This window comes from Collinsella sp. OF02-10, from assembly GCF_003463445.1.
Classification (GTDB): domain Bacteria; phylum Actinomycetota; class Coriobacteriia; order Coriobacteriales; family Coriobacteriaceae; genus Collinsella.
This window is the reverse complement of record NZ_QSCW01000013.1, coordinates 13,364-33,999: the sequence shown is the minus strand read 5'-3', so window position 1 is coordinate 33,999 and position 20,636 is coordinate 13,364. Positions and strand designations below refer to the sequence as shown.

20 protein-coding genes and 1 tRNA gene are annotated in these 20,636 nt (G+C 63.9%); 19 read left to right on the top strand and 2 right to left on the bottom strand.

All coding sequences use genetic code 11. From position 1 onward, the window contains the following. Positions 1-488: 488 nt before the first annotated feature. Positions 489-1,307 (bottom strand): exodeoxyribonuclease III, encoded by an 819-nt coding sequence (locus tag DXA43_RS07320; protein WP_117806710.1) that lies wholly within the window; start codon positions 1,305-1,307, stop codon positions 489-491. A gap of 114 nt (positions 1,308-1,421) precedes the next feature. Between DXA43_RS07320 and DXA43_RS07315 the strand changes: the two genes are divergently transcribed. The 4 genes from DXA43_RS07315 (at position 1,422) to DXA43_RS07300 (ending at position 6,140) form a co-directional block, all read left to right on the top strand. Beyond that, complete coding sequence (locus DXA43_RS07315) at positions 1,422-2,174, top strand: NAD-dependent protein deacylase (RefSeq protein WP_117806709.1); 753 nt, start codon at positions 1,422-1,424, stop codon at positions 2,172-2,174. 95 nt (positions 2,175-2,269) lie between these two features. After that, a complete protein-coding gene (gene folP / locus DXA43_RS07310) occupies positions 2,270-3,991 on the top strand; it encodes a dihydropteroate synthase (RefSeq protein WP_117806708.1) in 1,722 nt (573 codons plus the stop codon). Beyond that, the gene (locus tag DXA43_RS07305; protein ID WP_117806707.1) at positions 3,992-4,693 is read left to right on the top strand and encodes a hypothetical protein; all 702 of its coding nucleotides are present in this window, start codon (positions 3,992-3,994) and stop codon (positions 4,691-4,693) included. 250 nt (positions 4,694-4,943) lie between these two features. Further along, positions 4,944-6,140 (top strand): ATP-binding protein, encoded by a 1,197-nt coding sequence (locus DXA43_RS07300; RefSeq protein WP_117806706.1) that lies wholly within the window; start codon positions 4,944-4,946, stop codon positions 6,138-6,140. 84 nt (positions 6,141-6,224) lie between these two features. On the opposite strand, the gene DXA43_RS07295 is transcribed toward DXA43_RS07300, so the two are convergent. Continuing rightward, the gene (locus tag DXA43_RS07295; protein ID WP_117806705.1) at positions 6,225-6,998 is read right to left on the bottom strand and encodes a type III pantothenate kinase; all 774 of its coding nucleotides are present in this window, start codon (positions 6,996-6,998) and stop codon (positions 6,225-6,227) included. A 268-nt stretch (positions 6,999-7,266) separates the two neighbouring features. Between DXA43_RS07295 and DXA43_RS07290 the strand changes: the two genes are divergently transcribed. The 15 genes from DXA43_RS07290 to DXA43_RS07220 all read left to right on the top strand — a co-directional run bounded on the left by DXA43_RS07290 (position 7,267) and on the right by DXA43_RS07220 (position 20,630). Continuing rightward, positions 7,267-7,343 (top strand) — tRNA-Met (locus tag DXA43_RS07290). 474 nt (positions 7,344-7,817) lie between these two features. Then, a complete protein-coding gene (locus DXA43_RS07285) occupies positions 7,818-8,135 on the top strand; it encodes a helix-turn-helix domain-containing protein (RefSeq protein ID WP_103265163.1) in 318 nt (105 codons plus the stop codon). A gap of 134 nt (positions 8,136-8,269) precedes the next feature. After that, positions 8,270-8,560, top strand: coding sequence for a helix-turn-helix domain-containing protein (locus DXA43_RS07280; protein WP_158564958.1), 291 nt, complete (start codon positions 8,270-8,272; stop codon positions 8,558-8,560). 14 nt (positions 8,561-8,574) lie between these two features. Then, positions 8,575-9,051, top strand: a complete 477-nt coding sequence (locus tag DXA43_RS07275; protein ID WP_103265161.1) for a helix-turn-helix domain-containing protein — start codon at positions 8,575-8,577, stop codon at positions 9,049-9,051. After that, on the top strand, positions 9,026-9,859 hold the full coding sequence (locus tag DXA43_RS07270; protein ID WP_117806703.1) for an ATP-binding protein: 834 nt from the start codon (positions 9,026-9,028) through the stop codon (positions 9,857-9,859). Before DXA43_RS07275 ends, DXA43_RS07270 begins: the two co-directional genes overlap by 26 nt. 120 nt (positions 9,860-9,979) lie before the next feature. Continuing rightward, positions 9,980-10,828 (top strand): hypothetical protein, encoded by an 849-nt coding sequence (locus tag DXA43_RS07265; RefSeq protein ID WP_117806702.1) that lies wholly within the window; start codon positions 9,980-9,982, stop codon positions 10,826-10,828. Positions 10,829-10,912: 84 nt separating this feature from the next. Next, positions 10,913-11,461 carry a hypothetical protein gene (locus DXA43_RS07260; protein ID WP_117806701.1) on the top strand — a complete coding sequence of 183 codons (549 nt, stop codon included), beginning with the start codon at positions 10,913-10,915 and terminating at the stop codon, positions 11,459-11,461. Beyond that, a complete protein-coding gene (locus DXA43_RS07255; protein ID WP_117806700.1) occupies positions 11,458-13,293 on the top strand; it encodes a VirD4-like conjugal transfer protein, CD1115 family in 1,836 nt (611 codons plus the stop codon). Before DXA43_RS07260 ends, DXA43_RS07255 begins: the two co-directional genes overlap by 4 nt. A gap of 146 nt (positions 13,294-13,439) precedes the next feature. Further along, positions 13,440-13,655 (top strand): hypothetical protein, encoded by a 216-nt coding sequence (locus DXA43_RS07250; protein WP_103265156.1) that lies wholly within the window; start codon positions 13,440-13,442, stop codon positions 13,653-13,655. A 9-nt stretch (positions 13,656-13,664) separates the two neighbouring features. Further along, positions 13,665-14,081, top strand: a complete 417-nt coding sequence (locus DXA43_RS07245; protein WP_117806699.1) for a PrgI family protein — start codon at positions 13,665-13,667, stop codon at positions 14,079-14,081. A 31-nt stretch (positions 14,082-14,112) separates the two neighbouring features. Beyond that, positions 14,113-16,581: a VirB4-like conjugal transfer ATPase, CD1110 family gene (locus DXA43_RS07240; protein ID WP_233540037.1), complete on the top strand. Its 2,469-nt coding sequence runs from the start codon at positions 14,113-14,115 to the stop codon at positions 16,579-16,581. Beyond that, complete coding sequence (locus DXA43_RS07235; RefSeq protein ID WP_199580547.1) at positions 16,578-18,242, top strand: NlpC/P60 family protein; 1,665 nt, start codon at positions 16,578-16,580, stop codon at positions 18,240-18,242. Before DXA43_RS07240 ends, DXA43_RS07235 begins: the two co-directional genes overlap by 4 nt. A gap of 12 nt (positions 18,243-18,254) precedes the next feature. Next, a complete protein-coding gene (locus DXA43_RS07230; RefSeq protein ID WP_117806697.1) occupies positions 18,255-19,004 on the top strand; it encodes a hypothetical protein in 750 nt (249 codons plus the stop codon). Beyond that, positions 19,001-20,011 carry a conjugal transfer protein TrbL gene (locus DXA43_RS07225; protein WP_233540036.1) on the top strand — a complete coding sequence of 337 codons (1,011 nt, stop codon included), beginning with the start codon at positions 19,001-19,003 and terminating at the stop codon, positions 20,009-20,011. The genes DXA43_RS07230 and DXA43_RS07225 overlap by 4 nt, the downstream gene beginning before the upstream one ends. A 127-nt stretch (positions 20,012-20,138) precedes the next feature. Beyond that, positions 20,139-20,630, top strand: a complete 492-nt coding sequence (locus tag DXA43_RS07220) for a DNA gyrase (RefSeq protein ID WP_117806696.1) — start codon at positions 20,139-20,141, stop codon at positions 20,628-20,630. Positions 20,631-20,636 lie beyond the last annotated feature (6 nt).

Below are 20,636 nucleotides of genomic sequence, written 5' to 3'. Positions count from 1 at the left end.
AAAACTATGCCGGTTTACGGGGCCAGATTGGCACAAGCAGACCATGCCGGCTATTTTTGAAATAGAGCAAGCCGTTTACCTGCGGTTTTATTATTTCGGAATTGTGTATGGTTGGGGGTTCGCGATTCGGCCCCGTAAACCGGCATAGTTTTGAAATAGCCGGCTGATACGACGGGCATCGTGGCCCTCAGAGAGCCAAATTGATCCGTTTTCTTTCGCCTCCAGACGTTCCCAGGGAATCAGCTGAACCCGCCCGCCACGGAATCGGCCTATCTACTACGTTTGGCCCGACACCCCCAAACACAACCGCGTTTTATGAAAAACCGCAGGCTTTCTACCTGCGGTTTTCTTTTTGCGTTGTTCGCTGTGGTTGAGGGTGGTGGCTTAAACGTAGTAGATGGGCCAGTTTCGTGACAAGCGGGCCGCGTGGATGCCCTCGCGAGGTGAAAATGATCCCTTTTCCTCCGTCCCCAGGGGATTAGTTGGGGCTAGAGCTCTAGGGTGAGGGTGACGGGGCAGTGGTCACTGCCAAAGATGTCGCCGCGGATGCCGGTGTCGCGTACGTTGTCGGCGATTGCGTCGCTTACCAGGAAGTAGTCGATGCGCCAGCCGGCGTTGTTCTTGCGGGCATTAAAGCGATAGCTCCACCAGCTGTAGACGCCCTCGACGTCGGGGTTTGCCGCGCGCCAGGTATCGGTAAAACCGGCGTCGAGCAGCTCGGTAAACTTGCCGCGCTCTTCGTCCGAAAAGCCCGCGTTGCCGCGGTTGGACTTGGGGTTCTTAAGGTCGATCTCCTCGTGCGCCACGTTAAAGTCGCCGCAGGTTACGACGGGCTTGCCGCGCTCGTGCTCAAGCGCGTTCAAAAAGCCGCGGTAGGCGTCGTCCCACGCCATGCGCACATCGATGCGCGCGAGCTCGTTTTGGGCGTTGGGCGTATAGACGTCGACAAACCAAAACTTATCGAACTCCAGCGCGCAGACGCGGCCCTCGGTTGCGGCCTGCGCCACGAGCTCGGCCGCCTCGCCTTCGCCGGCGTAGGGCAGCAACGCATCGGCGCGCAGCACGCGCAGCGGTTCCTGGCGGCTAAAGACCGCGGTGCCCGAATAGCCTTTGCGCTCGGCGTAGCTCCAGGTTTGGTGATAGCCGGGCAGGTCGATATCGACCTGGCCCTCCTGCAGCTTGGTCTCTTGCAGCGCCAGGATGTCGACATCGAGCTCCTGCACGATTTGGATAAAGCTCGGGTCCTTTTTGAGCACGGCGCGCAGGCCGTTGACGTTCCACGAGGCGAAAGTGTAAGTCTGAGGCATGGTGTCCTTTCGACGGGGTTGGCAGGCTTAAGATTAGCGCAACAGGGGCGGGGTGGGCTCCGTGGGCGACGGCGCAATCGCAGCCGCCCCGACCAACATGGACGGAGGACAAACATGACGCAAGCGATAACAGATCCCAAGCAGGCCTCCACCGCGCTGGCGGAGCTGTTCAATACCCACGGGCGTGTGGTGTTCTTTGGCGGCGCTGGTGTTTCCACGGCAAGCGGCATTCCCGATTTCCGCAGCGTGGACGGCCTGTATCATCAGCAGTTTGCCTACCCGCCCGAGACTATGCTCTCGCATAGCTTTTACGAGACACATCCGGCGGAGTTCTTCGACTTTTACCGAACCAAGATGATCGCGCTTAACGCTAAGCCCAACCGCTGCCACACCAAGCTGGCCGAGCTGGAGCGAGCTGGCAAGCTCGATGCCGTGGTGACGCAAAACATCGACGGCTTGCATCAGATGGCGGGCTCGCAGCGCGTGTTTGAGTTGCACGGATCGGTCCATCGCAACATTTGCCAGTCGTGCGGCGCGGTCTATAGCGCCGAGTGGATTTGCTCGCGCGAGCACGAGGACGCCGCGGGCGTGCCCGTGTGCCCCGCGTGCGGTGGTCGCATCAAGCCCGATGTGGTGCTCTACGAAGAGCCGCTCGACGAGCGTGTGTTGACCGGTGCCGTTGCCGCCATCGCCGCGGCCGATGCCCTCATTGTGGGCGGGACCTCGCTCGTGGTGTATCCGGCGGCAGGCCTTACGCGTTACTTTACTGGCGATACGCTGGCCATTTGCAATTTGGCGCCTACCGATCAGGATGCAAATGCCGACCTGCTGATTTCTTGCGACATCGCGGCCGCGTTTGCGTTCTAGCCCGTGTGCGCGGATACAATAGAAAGACTGAGTGCAAAGCGACCCCGCCGCCAGCTCCCCAAGCTCGGCGGCGTGGGCATTTTAGGAGGATGTTCATGGCGAACGACAGCAAGACATGGCGGTGCGGAAAGTATGAGCTCAGCTTTGACCGTCCGCGCATCATGGGCGTCCTCAACGTGACGCCCGATTCGTTTAGCGATGGCGGGGAGCACTTCGACCCGGATGCCGCCATCGAGTACGGTCTGGCGATGCTCGACGCCGGCGCCGACATCATCGACGTAGGCGGCGAGTCCACGCGCCCTGGTTTTACCCCGGTCAACCCCGACGAGGAGGCTCGCCGCGTGCTGCCCGTGGTGCGCGCGCTGGCCAAGGAGGGCGCCATCGTCTCGATTGACACGCGTCACGTGGCGGTTGCCAAGGCGGCCGTGCGCTGCGGCGCCTCGATCGTCAACGACGTGACCGGCTTCACTGACCCCAAGATGGTCGAGTTTGTTAAGACGAGCACCTGCGGTGTCATCGTGATGCATGCCGGCGAGGTCGCCGCGCCTACTCGCACGCACGCAACGGTGCAGCTCGATACCTCGGCGGCGGCGTTTGTTGCCGAGAAGGCGCGCGAGGCGGCTGCCGAGGCCGCGCGTGAGGCCGAGAAGCCGGCTCGCCGCCGTCGCGGCAAGTTGCTGGGTGAGCCTAAGCCGGAGGCCAAGCTTCCGGGTGGCGTGGTGCAGCCCTCGTTGCCGTTTGGCGAACCTGAGCCCGCGACCGAGCCTGCAAGCGAGCAGGAGACGCCGGCCGCCGAGCAGGCTGCTGCCGCCGAGACCGTCGCGCCCGCGCCCGAGGCCGCATCGGAGCCCAATGACCACCTGGCCGCCATGATGCGCCGCAGCGTCCGCCGCGAGGAAGCCTACGTGCCCACCTCGCAGCTCCGCCGCTTCACCCTGCCCGATTCGGCGCCCATCATGCGCCGCGTCATGGGCTTTCTGTCCGACCAGGCCCGCGCGCTCATCCACGCCGGCGTGTCGCGCGACCGCATCTGCATCGATCCCGGTCCGGGCTTTGGCAAGACGGCCAACGAGGACATCGTCATCCAGCGCGAGACTGCCAAGATGGCGTCACTGGGCTATCCGCTCATGTGCGCCGTATCGCGCAAGCGCTTTGTGGGCGCCGTCTCGGGCGTGACCGAGGCCGCCGAGCGCGATGCCGCTACGTTTGGCGTGTGCCTGGGCGCCATCCAGGCCGGTGCCAACATCGTGCGCGTGCACGACGCCGCGGGCTTTGCGCAGTTCCTGAACGGCTACTGGGCGGTTGCCAAGCCGCAGCCGCGCCGCGCGTTTGTGGCCGTGGGATCCAACTTGGGGCATCGCTGCGACAACATCCGCGCCGCACGCGACATGATCGCCGAGATTCCACTTACCTGCGTGTCCAACTCCTCCAAGATCTACGAGAGCGAGCCGGCCTACGAGACGCGCCAGGACGCGTTTGCCAACGCCGTCATCGAGATCAAGACCGAGTTGGCGCCGCTGGTGCTGCTCGACGAGCTCATGAAGATCGAGGCCGAGCTGGGCCGCGACCGCTCCAAAAAGGCCAAGGCCAACGGTCCGCGCACCATCGACCTGGACCTGCTGTGGATGGACGGCGAGACCCACGGCGGCAAAAAGCTGCGCCTGCCGCATCCACTGATCGGCGAGCGCGACTTTGTGCTGGTGCCGCTTGAGGACCTGATGCACGACCCGGCGCGGTTCTTCCGCTACAACGGCGTCGAGGTCAAGGAGCCCGAGGATCGTGTGGGCCATATCGTGGGTGAATTGGGGCGTATGTAGATGATCGAGATGAACGCTGTAGTCGCTGCCACTGAGCTTGACGCGGCGCGTGACGCGGGTCGCGAGGGCGTGTCCGCGGGCTGGTGCGCGTGGAGCGTGGGCGATGCTTCGCTGACGTTTTCGCTGGTCGTGCGTCCGGATGTGAACATGCATGCCTTCCACGGCCTGCCGTTTGTGGCCGCGATGGGCATGATGGACGCGCTCGTGGGCACGGCTTCGACGCCGGGGTTGGGCCTTGCCGGCAAGGTGGGCATTGAGTGGCCGAGCAATATCGTGTGCGGTGCGCCTGCGTTTGAGACGTCGCTCGCGCGTGTTGCCGTGAACGGCGGTGCCGGTGCTGCGGGCATGTTTGCCGCGGTGACGGTTGATATTGAACGTGCGGCGCTGGGCGAGCTTGGCGTGGATATGGCCGACGAGGTGCTGGTTGAGGCATTGGCCACCGCCGTGCTGACCCGCGTGGACACCTGGGCGGTTGCCGCCAACACACCACAGGGCGCTGCCGGCCCGCTGGCTCCGGTGCTGGGCGAGTACTTCGATATGGTGCCGCTGCTGGGTCGTCAGGTCGCGGCGGTGTCGCCCAACGGTTTGCCGCTTGCGGTCGGTGTGTTTGCGGGCCTGGACATCTGGGGTCGCGCGACCATCAAGACCGATGCCGGCGAGCAGGAGTTTCCGCCAGAGGCTGTACGGATTCGCGGGCTGTAACGCGAGGCGCCCGCGCTCAAAGATAGCGATGACAACAAGACCCTCCTCGGCTGTGCCGGGGAGGGTCTTGTTGTCTGGGGAATGGGTTGTCAGCATCCTATTCCTCAAAACTGAAAATCTTTCGATTTTGAGGAATAGAATTAAGCCAGCTCGGCCTTTAACGAGGTATATTCGTTGCAGAGTCTATTCCTCAAAACTGAATAATTTTCGCTTTTGAGGAATAGCGATAAAAGACCGCAGGGAGGCACCAATGAAACTCATCAATAGAACGTCATATATGGACACGTTGACGAGCCTTATTGGCGTACCGGACATCAAGGTCATAACGGGCATTCGCCGTAGCGGTAAGTCAAAATTGCTCGAGGCCCTCCGCGATTACGTGGAGGCAAATCTGTCCAATTCGAATGTCATCCATATCAATTACAACCTCGACGAGTTCGAGGGCCTGCTCGAATATCATGCCCTGCTCGCCTATGTGAAAGAGCATCGAGTGTCCGACAAGCAAAACTTCTTGCTTATCGACGAGGTTCAGATGTGCGACGGCTTTGAACGCGCGATCAACAGCCTCCATGCATCCGAGCAGTACGACATCTTCATCACCGGATCGAACGCCTTTTTGCTCTCGAGCGATCTGTCGACGCTCTTTACGGGGCGCACGTTCGAGATCGAGGTTTTCCCATTCTCGTTTGAGGAGTATCGCCTCTATAGTGACGAGGGCGAGGTCGATCGCGACTTCGATGAGTACGCGAGAACCGGCGGTATGTCCGGCTCTTACCCTTATCCACTGCAGGAGCAGCGCTACCAATATTTCTCCAATGTCTTCAAAACGCTCATCGTGAGGGATATCGTGCAGCGGCATAACGTGAGAAACGAATCGGCACTGCTGCGCATTGCCGATTACATGATGGACAACGTCTCCAACATAACGTCGGCACGCAACATTACAGATGTTTTGAATGCGGATGGGCTAAAGATTACGAACAAGACGGTCGGCACGTACATGGGGTACCTGTGCGATGCGTTTGCCTTCTATAAAGTTCGTCGGTACGACATTCGCGGCAAAAAATACCTTAAGAGCGGCGAGAAGTATTACCTGGCAGACCACGCGTTCAAATACGCACTGCTTGGTACACGTGATATGGATTGGGGACGCGTATACGAGAACATGGTGGCCATCGAGCTGCTGCGCCGCGGATACGAGGTATACGTCGGTGTGCTCTATAAAAAGGAAATAAACTTTGTAGCAATCAAGCGAAGCGAGAAGCTCTACATTCAGGTGAGCGACGACATCAGCTCGGATAAGACGTTTGAACGCGAGATTTCGCCACTGCTGAGCATTGGCGATGCGTATCCCAAGATGATTCTTGCCCGCACGCATCACGAGGCCACGGATCGCGATGGGGTGCAGATCGTGGACCTGGCGAGGTGGTTGTGCGGCGAGGCTTAGCAAAAATCCTATTCCTCAAAACTGAAAAATTTTCGATTTTGAGGAATAGGATTGGCGGCTGGTTGCTGCGACCTGGCGTTTACTCTATCCCAGCTCCTGCATGCGGCGGTAGATTTCGCAGATGCCCTTGATGGTGAGTTGGCCGTCTACCACGTCGAAGGCATCGGTCGAATCGGCGACGATGCCGGCGAGACCGCCCGTGGCGATAACGGTGGCATCCTCGCGGCCCAGCTCGCGCTTCATGCGCGCGACCAGGCCCTCGGCCATGGCGGCAGCGCCCACCACGGCGCCGACCTTAATGCACTCCTCGGTATCGCGGCCGATGGCGTGCTCGGGCGCCTCGAGCGGCACGCTGGCGAGCTTGGCGGCTCGGGCGGCAAGCGCGTCCATGGAGATGCGGATGCCCGGCGCGATCGCCCCACCAATGTAATAACCGTCCTCATCGATGACGTCGATATTGGTTGCGGTGCCAAAGTCCACCACGATTGCCGGCGCGCCGTAGAAGGTCTCGGCCGCAACGGCGTTGGCGATGCGATCGGCACCTACGGCCTGGGGGCGCGCCGCGCGCAGCTTGGTCACGGCGGCCGTCTGCGGCCCAATGACGATGGCGTCCGCCGCGATGCGGTCGGCCACGGCGTGCCATTCGCGCGAGAGCTGCGGCACCACGCCCGCAAAGGCGATCGCGTCGACCGCGTCGAGCGAGAGGCCGTACATCTTAAAGAAACCCATCAGGCGCACATGGATCTCGTCGGCGGTATAGGAGCGGTCGGTGGGCATGCGCCACGACTGCACCAGCTCGTCTCCGTCAAACAGACCCATGGCCGTCTGCGTGTTTCCCATATCGATAGCGAGCAGCATGTCTACTCCCGGTGTCGGCATAAAAGGACGCGCACCATTGTATACGTGCCGTCGACGGCGCTCGGCTGCGATTCGTTTACGGTGATAGGGGTCGAGGGGTTTAAATATGAAGGAATTATGCTCTACGAGATTTTCCTTGCCGTTTACCGAACTCCCACGTAATATTCTTTCTTGCGCACATGAGGCGCCCAGACATTGCGGGGTGGAGCAGTCTGGTAGCTCGCCGGGCTCATAACCCAGCAACATTGACAACTTAGTTTCTAGAAATTGCGGGGTGGAGCAGTCTGGTAGCTCGTCGGGCTCATAACCCGAAGGTCGTTGGTTCGAATCCAGCCCCCGCGACCATAAAACACCAGGTCAGAGGCTAAATCCTCTGGCCTTTTTTATTGCCCAAATCAGGCTGTTTTTGGGCTAATTTGGGCTAAAATGCCCTCCTTTGGCCCTTGCCCGAACCTCTACGTCGACACTTTTTTCCGCCGTCGAAGCGCCCTTCGAGATGAGGTTATGGGCTAATTTTGGGCTAAAATACAATGAAACAATCTGCAACCTGGGGAAACCCCATGAAACGCCAGGGCCATTAGCCCAAAAACGGGCCGATCGGCGATCCAGCGATTCCACATTGCGAACACAAAGTTTCACGTCCTCCTTCTTTCGCGGAGAAATTCTCCCGTGCCCCTCCGATGGGGCGAATAGAACCGAATAGAACTGAAAAACGCCCCTCTCGTTTGCCGCTCACCTGCCCATTCCCAATAATCTAGCCAGGCATCGATTAGGAGATGTCTCTTTTCGGAAAGCACGAAGACAGAGAAATGAGCAGGCATGGAGACAAGAAAGACCGGCAGCACCAACGATCGGCAGGACCTGCTTGCCGAGATGCTCGGCGTCATGGCGCGACTCCGGGCCGCCGAGGAGCCGTCCCCCGCCGATGCCGAGCCGCGCCGCGATGCGGGTTCCAAAGGGCCCGCGGGCGAGGAGTGGCTCTCTGTACAGGCGGCGTGCGACTACGTGCACGTCTCGCGCACGACCATGTACAGGCTCGTCAGGGAGGGCAAGCTACCGTCCCACCGCGTAAGGGGGCGAATCCTGATCTGCAGGGAGACGCTCGACCGGTGCATCAAGGACGGCTTGCTTGCTTAAGCGAACGTCTTAGCGTTTTACAGGATCCGCGACTGCTGCCCCTCGTCCGTTCAGCCGCCTTCCGCCGTTGAATGTGCATATGCCCATACGGTCGCGTTCGCTTCAGCAGAAGCGTGTCGGAAAGGAGTGCGTGCATGTCGGACGCTGGAGTGAAGAAGATAAAGGCCAAAGAGGAAGGCGCCGGGAGAAGGCAGGTCGCGGAGATCAAGCTCATCTGCACCGAGAAGGACATCTACACGATAGAAGAGGTCGCCGAGATGCTCCACATCAACAAGCATCTGGCGTACAAGCTGATCAAGCTGCCTGAGGACCCGCTGCCCGTCCGCCAGCTCAGGTTCAGGACGAGGGGCTACCTCGTCACGAGGCGGGAGCTGAACGAGTGGGTGGAGCGCAACGCTCCTCTGCTCGGAAGCCCCGAGAGATAAGGGCGAGGCTGGCCATGGCGGGCGGCGAGGAAGGCTTCATCGTGATCCGGAGGTTCATGATAAAGCAGTTGAAGCTGCAAGGGGTCCCCCTGCTGCTGTACGCAAGGATATACGGCTTCACGGTCGGAGGGGGCGCGGGCTGCTACGAATCCCAGAGGTCCATGGCCGAGAGCCTCGGCGTGAGCGAGAGGGCGATCGGCAAGGCCCTCAGAATCCTCAGGGAGAAGGGGCTGGTCGTCGAGGTCGGCTCGCATCGCCTGCGAAACGGGCGCTCGACCAAGGTCTTCCGCGCCGTGAACCCGCTCAAGGGCGCTGGTGGGACAATCTGTCCCACCGGAACGGACTTCGCCGAACAAAGTTCCGAAGGGCAGCGCCCCCTGCCCGAACGGCCACGACGACGCCCTCCGAATCGAGTTCCGCCAGAGAGTATAGAGATGAAAAACCCCAGGGAGAGGAAAGCCGAGGATGGCTTCGACAGATACAGCTTCTGAGCCAAGCCGCTTCACCGAAGCGCAGCTTGCCGAAATGGGGATGGAGTACCCTCCCCCTCCCGAGGTCCGATGCCTGCATTGCGGGAGGCGGAAGGCCCCTTTCGCCCTTCTGATCGCCGGAAAGGTCGTCTGGATCAGCGGAGAGTGCGGTTGCGACCAGGAGAGGGCGGCGAAGGAAGAGGAGGAGGCCAGGAGGGCTGCCGAGAAAGACCGGCGCTACACGGAAAAGCTCCGCGCGGTCGGTATACCTCCGCGCTACCAGAATGCGGTCATCGACAGCAACGAGGCCGCCATGTTCCTCGCCGACTTCGACTCCCGTCCCGGCAGCGGGCTCTACATCCAAGGCACGTGCGGATCGGGGAAGACGTCCCTTGCCTGCGCGCTGGCGCGCAGGCTCTTCGACGCGAAGAAGCGCGTGCTCGTTACCACGGCGATAGACATGCTCGGGGAGATCCAGCGGACGTTCGACGACTCGAGCCCAACCCTCGACGTCGTGAGGAGGTACGTCGAATGCGACCTCCTCGTCATCGACGACATGGGTAAGGAGAGCGCGGGGGATTGGGCCGTCCGCACCCTGTTCCAGATCCTGAACGCGAGGTATGGGGAGATGCGCTCGACGATCGTCACGAGCGAATACGACCCCCCGAACCTCGGGAGGCGAATGAGCCGGCAGGGGTTCGGCGATCCGGCGACCGCCATCCTGTCCCGCCTGAAGGAGACCTGCACGCGCATCGAGCGTCCCGACGTCGACTTCAGGAGCCTTCCCGGAGGGTATCCGGGAGGCCGAGCGACCAGCGGAACCGAATAGAACCGAGCGCGCCGTCCACCGACCTCGACCGCTCCCGCCCGATGGTTCAATGGGCGCGAACCGTCCTCCCGCCGACGCCGACGGCGCCGATCCGGGGGGCAGCGAAAGGGGGCGAGGTCGTTGGCGCACGCTGCGACGCATATCGGGGCCGACCGGGCCGACGCATCCGTCCAGGAATCCTTGGCGGCGAAATGCCAGGAGAACGGCTGGCTGAGAGCCGGCGGATACGCCTGGCAAGACGACCCCTACCTCGAAGACTATCCTTACGACATCCGCGAAGCATCCTCGATGGAGGAGCTTCGCTCTTTTTTCCGGCGCGGAAACTGGGCGATACGGCAGGGCGTGGTCTACCGCGATCTGGCCTTCGTCCAGCAGGTCGACGGCGGCGACGAGTGGTGGACCCTCAAGAAGATCGGCGACGAGGGCGAGCCCGGCGATTGGCTGGCGTTCGAGAACTGCTCGTTCGGCGGCCTGAGCCGGGACCGGCACGGCTTCAACGATCTCATCGTGGGCATGAGCGCGGCTTCCGCGAGCGAATGCGAGAGGCTCGAATACAGGCTTCCCATGCTCGACGGGCCCTGGAGCCTCATGACCGCCTGCTCCGAGAACCGGGCGGGCGATCAGGTTGAATGCAAGATCCTCGAGAGCCGTTGCGGCGACTACGCGGTGAAAGCGTACGAGCGCCCGAGCTTCGACGGCGCGATGCTCGAGATATCCGACCGCGCCTCCCGCGCCCTCGTGTTCCATGACGGGGCATGCGACAGCATCGTCTCCGCTTCGGGCAGAGCCCGCGATGCATTGTCCTCCCTGATCGAGGGGTCGCGGGAAAGCGATGGAAGATCGAGGTCGGAGGCGGCGAGAAGCAGGCTCAGGAGCCTCAGAGACGCTTCGTCGGAAGCCCGCGAATCGTCGTCGGCGATCAACCCCCCTTCAAACGCAACGGGAAGAAACGGCAAAGCACGTTCCTAGCAAGGCATTCGATGCCGCTGGAGCGTGCTTTGTCGTTTTGCGAAGTGGGACAGATTGTCCCAGCGAGAAACGGAGGTAGAACCGATGGCCACTGATTTCGGGGACGAGAGCGGCGAGAAGCTGTTCGACTGGGTGCTGAGGATCGGCCAGGACGCAAGCGAGCAGGCGATGCTTGCGAGCGCCGAGAAGCTGAAGAACGCATTGCGAAACGCCCGCGGGGAGATAGGGGGAAAGGGCCCGGAGGATGCCGCGGAGCAGCCTTCCGAGTGGGCGAAGCTCAGCATGGAGCAGTTCGCATCCCTCCCCGAATACCGGAGCATCAAGGAGATCATCGACGGGAAGCTTACGGGCGAGGGCATCGAGCACGCCTTCTTCGAGGACAAAGGGAAGGAGTACCTTCTCTTCAAGGTGGAGGACGCCCCTAGCGTCTCCCGCACGTTCGGCGATCTGGAGAAGCAGGCGGACATCGCCCTCGACAGGGCGCTCGAGGAGCGCGGAAAGACCCGCGAGCAGATAAGGGACGCCCAGCCGCTCGAGGAGCGCGCGGCATCCGCCCGCGAGAGCGCGAAGGCGATAGAGGCGGCGCGCGGCAAGGCCCATGAGGTCGAGATCGCGGCGGTGAGGTCCAAATGAGCCCTTCCCTCATCGCGGCCCTGATGGCGACGCCGATCGCGTTCGCGGCCGGGAACCTCTACGCGTCGAACCTGACGTCGCTTCCAGGAGAGCCGATCGCGAACCTGGCGACCGCCGCCGTCACGCTGCCGGGCTTCGTCGCGAAAGGCGGCGGTTTCACCGGAGAGCCTGCGGGAATCTGCGTCGGCGTCCTGCTCGTCTGCGCGGTGTGGATCGCCTGGTCGTACCGCCTGATGGCCAAGGGGACCAGGAACGGCGAGGAGCACGGCAGCGCCCGCTGGGCGACCAGGGCCGAGATGAGGGCGTTCGGGGACGCGAAAGCGCCCGACAACAACATCATCCTCGCGAAGAACGCGCGGCTCGCGCTCGACCGCGGGAGGTTCGACCTCAAGACCGACCGCAACCACAACGTCGTGGTCGTGGGCGGCTCGGGCTCCGGCAAGACGCGCTACTACGTGAAGCCCAACCTCATGCAGCTCAACTCCAGCTACTTCGTGACGGACCCCAAGGGGACCCTCATCGGCGAGACGGGGCATCTCTTCGCGGAGGCGGGATACGAGATCCGCTCATTCAACACCATCGACTTCGCCGAATCGAACCGCTACAACCCGCTTCGCTACGTGAGGAGCGAGGCCGACGTCCTCACCTTCGTCGAATGCCTCATCAAGAACACCACAGGCGACAAGGACCATGCCGGAGACCCGTTCTGGGAGAACGCGGAGCGCCTGCTCTACACCGCGCTCGTCTCCTACCTGCTCGCGCACTGCCCCGAGGAGGACCGCAACCTCCCCGGGCTGCTCGTCCTGCTCGGGCTTGCGGAGGCGAAGGAGGAGGACGAATCGTACATGAGCCCGCTCGACATCCTCTTCGCCGAGCTCGAGACGGGAAAGAAGCTCGTGAAGACCGGCGAGGCAGCCGAGGAGGACTTCGAGAGCAGGGCGTTCTCGAGCGGTGCCGGAGGGTTTACGTGGGTGAGGACCGGCGAGCCGGTGCCGCCCGAGGACGACTTCTCGCTGTCGAACTACAAGGCGTTCAAGACCGCCGCAGGCAAGACGCTCAAGTCGATCATCATCAGCTGCAACGTGCGCCTGAAGCCCCTGTCCATCAAGGAGGTCTCGAAGCTCCTCGAGCGCGACGAGATGGGCCTCGACGAGCTCGGCGAGGAGGGCAAGAGGACGGTCGTCTTCGCGAGCATGCCGGACACCAACTCGACCTTCGACTTCCTCTTCGCGATCCTCATGTGGCAGACGCTCGACGTGCTCTGCAACGTCGCGCTGAGGCGGCATGCGGGCCATCTCCCCACGCACGTCCACTTCATCCTGGACGAGTTCGCCAACATCGGCCACGTCCCGGACTTCGAGCGGACCATCGCGGTCGTGCGCAGCCGCAACATATCCTGCTCGATCATCCTGCAGTCCCTCGCCCAGCTCAAGAGCCGCTACAAGGACGACGCGCAGACCATCCAGGACTGCTGCGACACGACGCTCTTCCTCGGCGGGAAGTCGGGCGAGACCAACAAGGAGATCTCGGAGGCGGTCGGCAAGCAGACCGTCTCCACGATCACCTTCAACGACTCCCGCGGCTCCAACTCGAGCCGGACCCGCAACTACAACAGGCAGGAGCGCGACCTCATCCAACCGTCCGAGGTCGGAAGGCTCCCCAGGGACGAGGCGATCGTGCTCATCACGGGAGCCTTCCCGTTCAAGGACAAGAAGTACCCGCTCGAGCGGCATCCCCGTTACAGGCATATCGATCCCGGCCGTCCAGGGGCAAGGCACGCCGAACGGTTCGGCTTCGCGTCCTATCGGATACGTCAAAAGGAGGAGGCATGAGGGAAAGAAGAGCCTAGGGGCGGCGGCGCCCGGAGACCCGGCCCATGCGCGGGCGACCGCGCATGGGGCCGCCGCCCGCATGCGCCTCTCAGGATCGACCAGGGCACATCGCCGCGATCGCGGCGAGAAGAAGAAAGGAAACCATGATGCTAACCCAGATAATCACGCTCGTATCGGGCTGCGTTACCTTCCTCGGCGGGTTCCTCGTCGTGTGGGGCGCGGTCTCGCTCGGCCTCGCCATCCGCGAGCAGCAGGGAGGCTCCCAGATCGCGAGCGCCATCTCGACCATCGCGGGCGGCGCGATCATCATCGCGGCCGCCGTCTACTTCGGCATGCTCGACACATCCTGGCTCCCAGCGTAGGTGGTCGGCATGTCATTGCAGATACCGATTCAGAAGGACATCGGCGAGTACCAGGAGAAGATCGTCGGCAAGATGAGCCTGCGCACGCTCGCGTGCGTGTCCCTCGGCTTCGCGTCCGCCATCGCGGCGGCGGCGATCGTCTACTTCGGGCTCGGAATCGAGGTCGGCAACGCGACGCTTCCCGTCATGGCCGCGGCGCTGCCGTTCTGGCTCGCCGGGTTCTGGCGCCCCTTCGGGATGAAGCTGGAGGAGTTCCTCCCCCTTCTCTGGGAGCACTCGATGAACAGCCAGACGATGCTCTACGACACCGGCGTCGCGCTCGCCGGCTGCGCATGCACGGGCCCCGTTGCAGGAAAGCCCTCCCGCAAGGCGCGCCGCAGGGCAAAGAGGAAGGGGGCCGAGGTCAATGGCCCGGAACAGCTCTAGGAAGAAGGCTCCCGCCAGGAGGTCGAGCCTCATGGGGCTCCTTCTCGGCGGCAGGAAGGCGACGGGCGCCGGGGCGAAGGCCCGCGAGGAGAAGGCCAGGCGCACGTCCAAGGCCCGCAACTCCGCGAAGCGCCAGCTCGACTACATCGGATACGACGCCATGTACAAAAACGGCATCGCCCAGGTGGAGGAAGGGCTCTTCAGCCAGACGGTCGAGTTCTCCGACATCAGCTACCAATCGGCGCGAAGGGACGCCCAGGAGAACATCTTCTCCGTCCTCTCGAGCCTCTACAACTACTTCAACGCGGACACCTCGGTGCAGCTCTCGATCGCCAACACGCCCATCCCCGCCGACGTGATCGGGTCCAAGCGCTTCTTCCGCCACGTCGCCGACGTCGACGACGGTCTCGTGGACGAGTACAACCGGATCCTCAACGACAAGCTGCGCGAGGGCGTGTCGAACCTGGAGCGCCACCGCTACCTCACCTACATGGTCGGCGCAGACGACGTGGACGCGGCGACGCCGAAGCTCGCGCGCATCCGCGCCGACGTGTGCCAGACGCTCGCGCGCATCCGGTGCGACGCGCGCCCGGTCAATGGCGAGGAGCGCCTGCGCGCGATGGACTCCATCGTCCGCCCCAAGAAGCGCTTCGAGTTCAGCTGGGACAAACTGTCCCAGTTCCGCGGCCTGCGCACGAAGAACCTCATCGCCCCGAACCTCATGGACTTCGCGCCCGGGGGACGGGCGGACTGCTTCGAGTCCGACGGGGTGTTCGGGAGCGTGCTGGCCATCCGCGACTTCGGGAGCATGCTCGAGGACTACTACCTCGCGAACATCATCGACCTGCCCATCCCGCTCGTCGTGACGCTGCACATCCAGCCCATCGCGCAAAGCGACGCGCTCGCGATGGTGAAGCGCCAGCTCGACTGGATGGACAAGGAGATCATCGACGAGCAGATGGCGGCGGTGAAGAAGGGCTACGACTACTCGATCCTCCCGCCCGAGCTGCGCTACTCGAAGGAGGAGGCGGAGGAGCTGCTCGACTTCCTGCGCAACAAGAACGAGCGCCTCTTCGTCTACACCGGGCTCGTCTACACCTACGCCGACAGCCTGGAGGAGCTCGACCGCCAGGTGGAGCAGGTGGTCTCCGTGGCCCAGGGGAACTCCCTCGGGATCGTCGGGCTCGACTACCGCCAGAAGCACGCGCTCAACTCCATGCTCCCCTTGGGGCGCAACCACGTGAACGTCTCGCGCCACCTCACCACCGGGCAGATCGCGATGCAGATGCCCTTCGCCTCCCAGGAGCTCAACCAGGAAGGCGGCGGCTACTACGGCCAGTCCAAGCAGTCGGGCAACCTCGTCATCTGCAACCGCAAACGGCTCGCGAGCCCCATGGGCTTCGTCTGCGGCAAGCCCGGCTCGGGCAAGTCGTTCAGCGTCAAGCGCGAGATCCTGAACACGGTGCTCGCCTTCCCCGAAGACGAGGTCGTCATCTTCGACCCCGCCGGCGAGTACTCCACCCTCGTCGGAAGCTGCAATGGCCAGAACATCCGTCTCGCGCCCGACTCGGACACGTCCATGAACCCCTTCGACCTCACGGACGTCGAAGGCAAGGCGGACGCCGCCCAGATGGCCTTCAAAATCGACGCGTTCCTGGCTCTCTCCTCCGCCATGATGGCGGAGGGCGCAGAGGGGCTTCCCGAAGCGGACAAGTCCATCATCACGCGCTGCGTCGAGGCCGCCTACGCCCAGGCGGGAGACCGCATCCCGACCCTCGAGGACTTCTACCGCGTGCTCGTCGAGCAGCCAGAGCGCGAGGCGCGCGACATCGCGCTTCGCTACGAGCGCTTCGTGAAGGGGGCGCTCTCGTTCTTCAACCGCCAGAGCAACGTGGCGTTCAAGAACCGCGTCACCAACGTCGATCTGCACGACCTCTCCAGCAACATGCGCGTCTTCGGCATGCTCACCGCGCTCGAGGCGGTGCGAAACCGCATGTACGAGAACTTCGAGCGGGGCGTCACCACCTGGCTCTACATCGACGAGGTGCAGAGCCTCTTCGGGCATCCCGCCATCATCGAGTACTTCTCCAAGTTCTGGGCCGAGGGGCGCAAGTTCAACCTCATCTGCACCGGCATCACGCAGAACTCGACCTACATGCTCACGCACGAGTCCGCCCGCAACATGGTCCTGAACTCGGATTTCTGCCTGCTGCACAAGCAGTCCGCGCTCGACCGCAAGAGCTGGGTGGACCTGCTTACCCTCTCCGACACCGAGGCGGGCTACATCGACGATTCCATCAAGGCCGGCGAGGGCCTGCTCGTCGCGGGCGGCGTGCGCGTGCCGATCATGGACGACTTCCCGAAGGGCGCGCTCTACGACCTGTTCAACACCAAGCCCGACGAGATAGCCGAGCTCAAGCGCAAGGCCGTCTTCGAGGCGAACAGGCGGGCGAGCTCCGAATCTCGGGATGCGGATGGCGAGGAGGGCCCTGAGCGATGAGCTGCCAGGGCCAGACATACCAGGATGCCGGGATGCGCGGGCTCGTGGCGGCCGAGAAGGAGACGGTCCTCAACTCGGGGACGGTCAAATCCGCCGACGAGCAGGCGCTCTCGACGCTCGCGGAAAGGTCCACGGCGGCACGGGAGGCAAGCCCGCTCGCCGTCGCCAAGGCGGGACGCGTCCCGAAGGGCGCATCGAGGGGGCGCGCGCGATCCTGCGGAGCCGCCGAAGGATCGGCCGTTTCGGATCAAGCCGCCGCGCAACCCGGGCGCCTCGGCGGGCATCGCGCCCCGATCGGAGCGAAGGCGGCGATCGGGAACGCGGCGGTGGACGAGCTCGACGACACCGAGGAGTTCTCGGGAGCCGCCGGCGTCCGCGACAAGGCCGTCCTGGCCAAGCGCCTCTCGGCAAAGGCCCGCGGAGCAGGCAAGGCGAACGGCCCCGTCCGGCAGGCGGGATCCGGCAAGCGCCCCGGCGCGTCCTCCAAGAAGGCGTCGCGCGCCGCGGGATCCGCCAAGGGGAAGGGAGCGGCCAAGGGCGCAAGCGCCTCGGCCGTCCGCGCCCAGGCTGCCGTCCAGGCGAAGGCGGCCGAGGCTGCAGGCGGCGCCAAGGCGGCGGCAGCGGCGAAGAGCACATCGGCGAAGGCGATAGGCGGCGCCATCGCGAGCGCAGCCGCCCCCTTGGGAGGCATCTTCGCGGGAGTGCTCGCGTTCATCCTCGTCGCGCTCGCCGCAAGCCAGCTCGTCGCTGCGCTGTTCGGCTTCTGGCAGAACGAGGCGGCGAAGCAGGGCCTCGCGGGCCTTCCCCCCTACATAACCTACGAGATGGTGGAGGAGGCAATCGAGTGCCAGGAGGACTACGGGCATCCGGCGGGCTGCACGATAGCCCAGATCATCTGCGAATCGGGCCAGGGCGACCACATGAGCCAGCTCGCGGAGCGCGACCACAACCTCTTCGGGATGAAATGGTCCTCGTCGTTCGCCGCCTGCCCAGAGGTGACCGGCAAGTCGGCCTGGGCGACCAACGAGGAGTACGGCGGCGAGACGGTGGCGATCACGGCGTACTTCACCTCGTTCGCCTCGGACGTGGACTGCATCCGCTTCAGGAGCCGCGTCTTCCTGCAGGCGGGCCACTACGCGAACAACCCGCTCATCCGCGAGGCGATCGAGAAACGCGACTCGGACAAGATGGCCGAAGGCCTCAAGGACGCGGGATGGGCGACGAGCTCGTCCTACGTCGAGAGCCTCAAGTCGGCCATGGACACCTACGGCCTGCGCCGCTTCGACGGCATGAGCCTGGAGGAGTTCCGGAGCCTGGACCAGGTGAGGTCGACCGTGGTCGCGGCGGCGCGCAGCCAGCTCGGCGTGCCCTACGTCTGGGGCGGGACCACGCCCGGCGTCGGGCTCGACTGCTCGGGGCTCACCCAGTACTGCTACGCCCAGGCGGGGATCTCCATCCCGCGAAACTCCGAGGACCAGTCCGCGTTCGGCACCAAGGTCCCCGTCTCGCTCGCGGAGCCCGGGGACATCCTGTGGCGCCCGGGGCACGTCGCCATCTTCATCGGGGACGACAAGTACATCCACGAGCCCTACTCGGGCGAGGTCTGCAGGGAAGCGTCGGGCGTCGGCTACTTCACCGCAGCGATCAAGGTTATCGGATAGGAGGAGGAAAGAATGGATAGGAAAACGAAGATCATCGCCGTCTTGGCGGCAGGGGCGCTGGCGATCCTCGTCGGATCGAGCGTAGCGCGCTGCACGCTCGCGCAGGACGGCGGCGAGGCGGGACCCGATCCCGTTTCGCAGGAGCAGGCGAGCCCGCAGGAGACCGGGCGAGGCGACGAGGAAGAGGATGCCGGAGCCGCCGACGGCGCGCCCAAGGGCTTCTCCGCGCTGGCCGGGTCGTCCTGGACGAGCGAGGACGGCGGGTCCTCGCTGTCCATCACCCCGACGAACCTCGTCGTGACGTCCCCGGAGGGCACGACGGTCCTCTACTACGCGCTCGACGAGGAGTCCTCCGCGGACGGGAGCCTCTCCGCGACGCTCTCCGTCTCCCAAACCGTAAACGGCCCGCAGCAGCTCGCGGTGCTCTTCGTCACCAGCGGCCCAGACGGTTCCCAGAGGATCGTATGCGACGAGCTGGGCGGCGCCTTCGTGCGCGATGTCGCCGAGGAAGCGCACGTGTCGATCGGGAACCCGGACGAGGCGCTGTTCGACGCGTTCGGGCACACCCGTGACGAGTTCGAGGCGGTCCTCGGCGAGTTCGCGAAGGGGGCATCCCCCCATGCGACCGAGGCGACCTGGGACGGCGAGGTCTGGCTCGACTTCAACGCGGGCACCAAGCTCACGAACTTCACCCTCGACGACGCGGCGAACACCCCCGTCACCGTGGTCGACGACGGGTCCGGGGAGCTGACGTTCCGATGATCGCGCGCATCGAGGCAAGGCCGAGCGGCAGGGAGCGCTTCGCGAGGGCGTCCCTGCTCTCCTTCATCGTCTGCGCGGCGATCTTCCTGCCGGCGCGGCCCGCCTGGGCGAGCATCGCCGACGACATCAACGGGTGGCTCTGCGACGTGCTGCGCGACTGCTGCAACTGGATCTTCTCCCAGCAGGCGAACGTCCTGGAGTCGATCGGCTACGAGGGGATCCTGGGCGCCGACTTCGGCAGCATGCTCACGACGGCAGGCGGGACCTCCATGTACGACATCGTGCACGCCGTGTGGCAGGTCGCGATCCTGCCCATCGGCTGCGGGGTGCTCTCGCTCGTGTTCACCATCAAGCTCATCCAGATCTCCCAGCGCATGGACGGCAGCCAGTCGCTGCCGGGCGTGAAGGAGGTGGTGTTCCTGCTCGTGTTCTTCGCCGTGTTCCTCTTCCTGATCCAGAACAGCTTCGAGCTCATGCAGGCGATCTACGAGGTGGTGGGGCTGGCGATAGACAGGACGATCGCGCTGTTCGGCACGGGGGGCGCGCTCGACCTAGGCGAGGTCTCCATCGTCACGGGGGACGACGACCTGCCCTCGCTCATCGCGATGCTCCTCGTCTCGCTCGTCAGCTGGCTCGTCGTGCTGGTGGCCTACATCGTGAGCCTCGTGGTCTGCTGGGCGCGGGCCCTGCAGCTCTACATCATGGCGGCGTTCAGCCCGATACCGCTGTCCCTCATGGCGCTCGACGACATGCGCCAGATCGGCGTCGGCTACATCAAGAACTTCGCCGCGGTCTGCATCGCGGGGCTGATCATCCTCATCCTGCTCGTCTCGTTCCCCCTCATCCTGGGCGGGCTCGTCGCCGTCAACCCCGGCACGGGGACGCCGATAGACAGCATCGCGAACGGCCTCACCTACGCGCTCCAGTACCTGGCCATGTGCGTCCTGCTCATCCTCTCGCTCGTGAAGAGCGGCACGTGGGCCCGCGACATCGTGAGCGGGTTCTGACCATGGAAGCGCGCAGGCACACCTCGTCCCTCGGGATGAGATCCTGCGGGCCTTGCCGCCGGCCCGGGCCCGGTCAACAAAGAGAAGGGCCGGCGCCATCCCGATACCAAGGAAAGGAGAAGAGACGATGGCCGAAGAGAAGAAGAACACCTACATCACCCTGCACAGGAACTTCGTCAAGGCCGATATCGAGTACGCCGACCCCAAGAGCGGCGAGAAGAGGACCTTCAACTCCGTGACGCTGCCGAAGGGGACGGTGATCGAAGGGCGCGACGTGAGCTACTACCAGTTCTCGCCCATGTTCGTGAACCCCTCGAAGTACCGAGGCGAGAACTTCGTCGACATACCGCTTCTGACGAACAGGGAGGTCTGGTTGCAGCGCTCCGTCCTCGACGCCGAGGGCAATCCCGTCATAGACGAGCGGACGGGGCGTGCGGCGAAGGACACGGTCAAGGTCATGCCGGCGCAGCTCAAGACCGCCCTCGACGAGGCCCGCAGGGAGTACCTCGCGCAGCGCGAATCCAGGGAGCAATCGCTCAGCTCGCGCGCCGAGCATGCCCGCGAGGGCGCTTCCGCCCTCTCCGAGGGCAAAGCCCCTTTTGAGAAACCAGCACGATAGGAGGTG

Coding starts and splice junctions, on each gene's coding strand:
- DXA43_RS07240 (WP_233540037.1), top strand. CDS start 14,113: ATGGGGCTCCTTCTCGGCGGCAGGAAGGCGACGGGCGCCGGGGCGAAG.
- DXA43_RS07275 (WP_103265161.1), top strand. CDS start 8,575: ATGGCGGGCGGCGAGGAAGGCTTCATCGTGATCCGGAGGTTCATGATA.
- folP (WP_117806708.1), top strand. CDS start 2,270: ATGGCGAACGACAGCAAGACATGGCGGTGCGGAAAGTATGAGCTCAGC.
- DXA43_RS07255 (WP_117806700.1), top strand. CDS start 11,458: ATGAGCCCTTCCCTCATCGCGGCCCTGATGGCGACGCCGATCGCGTTC.
- DXA43_RS07295 (WP_117806705.1), bottom strand. CDS start 6,998: ATGCTGCTCGCTATCGATATGGGAAACACGCAGACGGCCATGGGTCTG.
- DXA43_RS07220 (WP_117806696.1), top strand. CDS start 20,139: ATGGCCGAAGAGAAGAAGAACACCTACATCACCCTGCACAGGAACTTC.
- DXA43_RS07315 (WP_117806709.1), top strand. CDS start 1,422: ATGACGCAAGCGATAACAGATCCCAAGCAGGCCTCCACCGCGCTGGCG.
- DXA43_RS07280 (WP_158564958.1), top strand. CDS start 8,270: ATGTCGGACGCTGGAGTGAAGAAGATAAAGGCCAAAGAGGAAGGCGCC.
- DXA43_RS07225 (WP_233540036.1), top strand. CDS start 19,001: ATGATCGCGCGCATCGAGGCAAGGCCGAGCGGCAGGGAGCGCTTCGCG.
- DXA43_RS07245 (WP_117806699.1), top strand. CDS start 13,665: ATGTCATTGCAGATACCGATTCAGAAGGACATCGGCGAGTACCAGGAG.
- DXA43_RS07320 (WP_117806710.1), bottom strand. CDS start 1,307: ATGCCTCAGACTTACACTTTCGCCTCGTGGAACGTCAACGGCCTGCGC.
- DXA43_RS07230 (WP_117806697.1), top strand. CDS start 18,255: ATGGATAGGAAAACGAAGATCATCGCCGTCTTGGCGGCAGGGGCGCTG.
- DXA43_RS07270 (WP_117806703.1), top strand. CDS start 9,026: ATGGCTTCGACAGATACAGCTTCTGAGCCAAGCCGCTTCACCGAAGCG.
- DXA43_RS07305 (WP_117806707.1), top strand. CDS start 3,992: ATGATCGAGATGAACGCTGTAGTCGCTGCCACTGAGCTTGACGCGGCG.
- DXA43_RS07235 (WP_199580547.1), top strand. CDS start 16,578: ATGAGCTGCCAGGGCCAGACATACCAGGATGCCGGGATGCGCGGGCTC.
- DXA43_RS07300 (WP_117806706.1), top strand. CDS start 4,944: ATGAAACTCATCAATAGAACGTCATATATGGACACGTTGACGAGCCTT.
- DXA43_RS07285 (WP_103265163.1), top strand. CDS start 7,818: ATGGAGACAAGAAAGACCGGCAGCACCAACGATCGGCAGGACCTGCTT.
- DXA43_RS07260 (WP_117806701.1), top strand. CDS start 10,913: ATGGCCACTGATTTCGGGGACGAGAGCGGCGAGAAGCTGTTCGACTGG.
- DXA43_RS07250 (WP_103265156.1), top strand. CDS start 13,440: ATGCTAACCCAGATAATCACGCTCGTATCGGGCTGCGTTACCTTCCTC.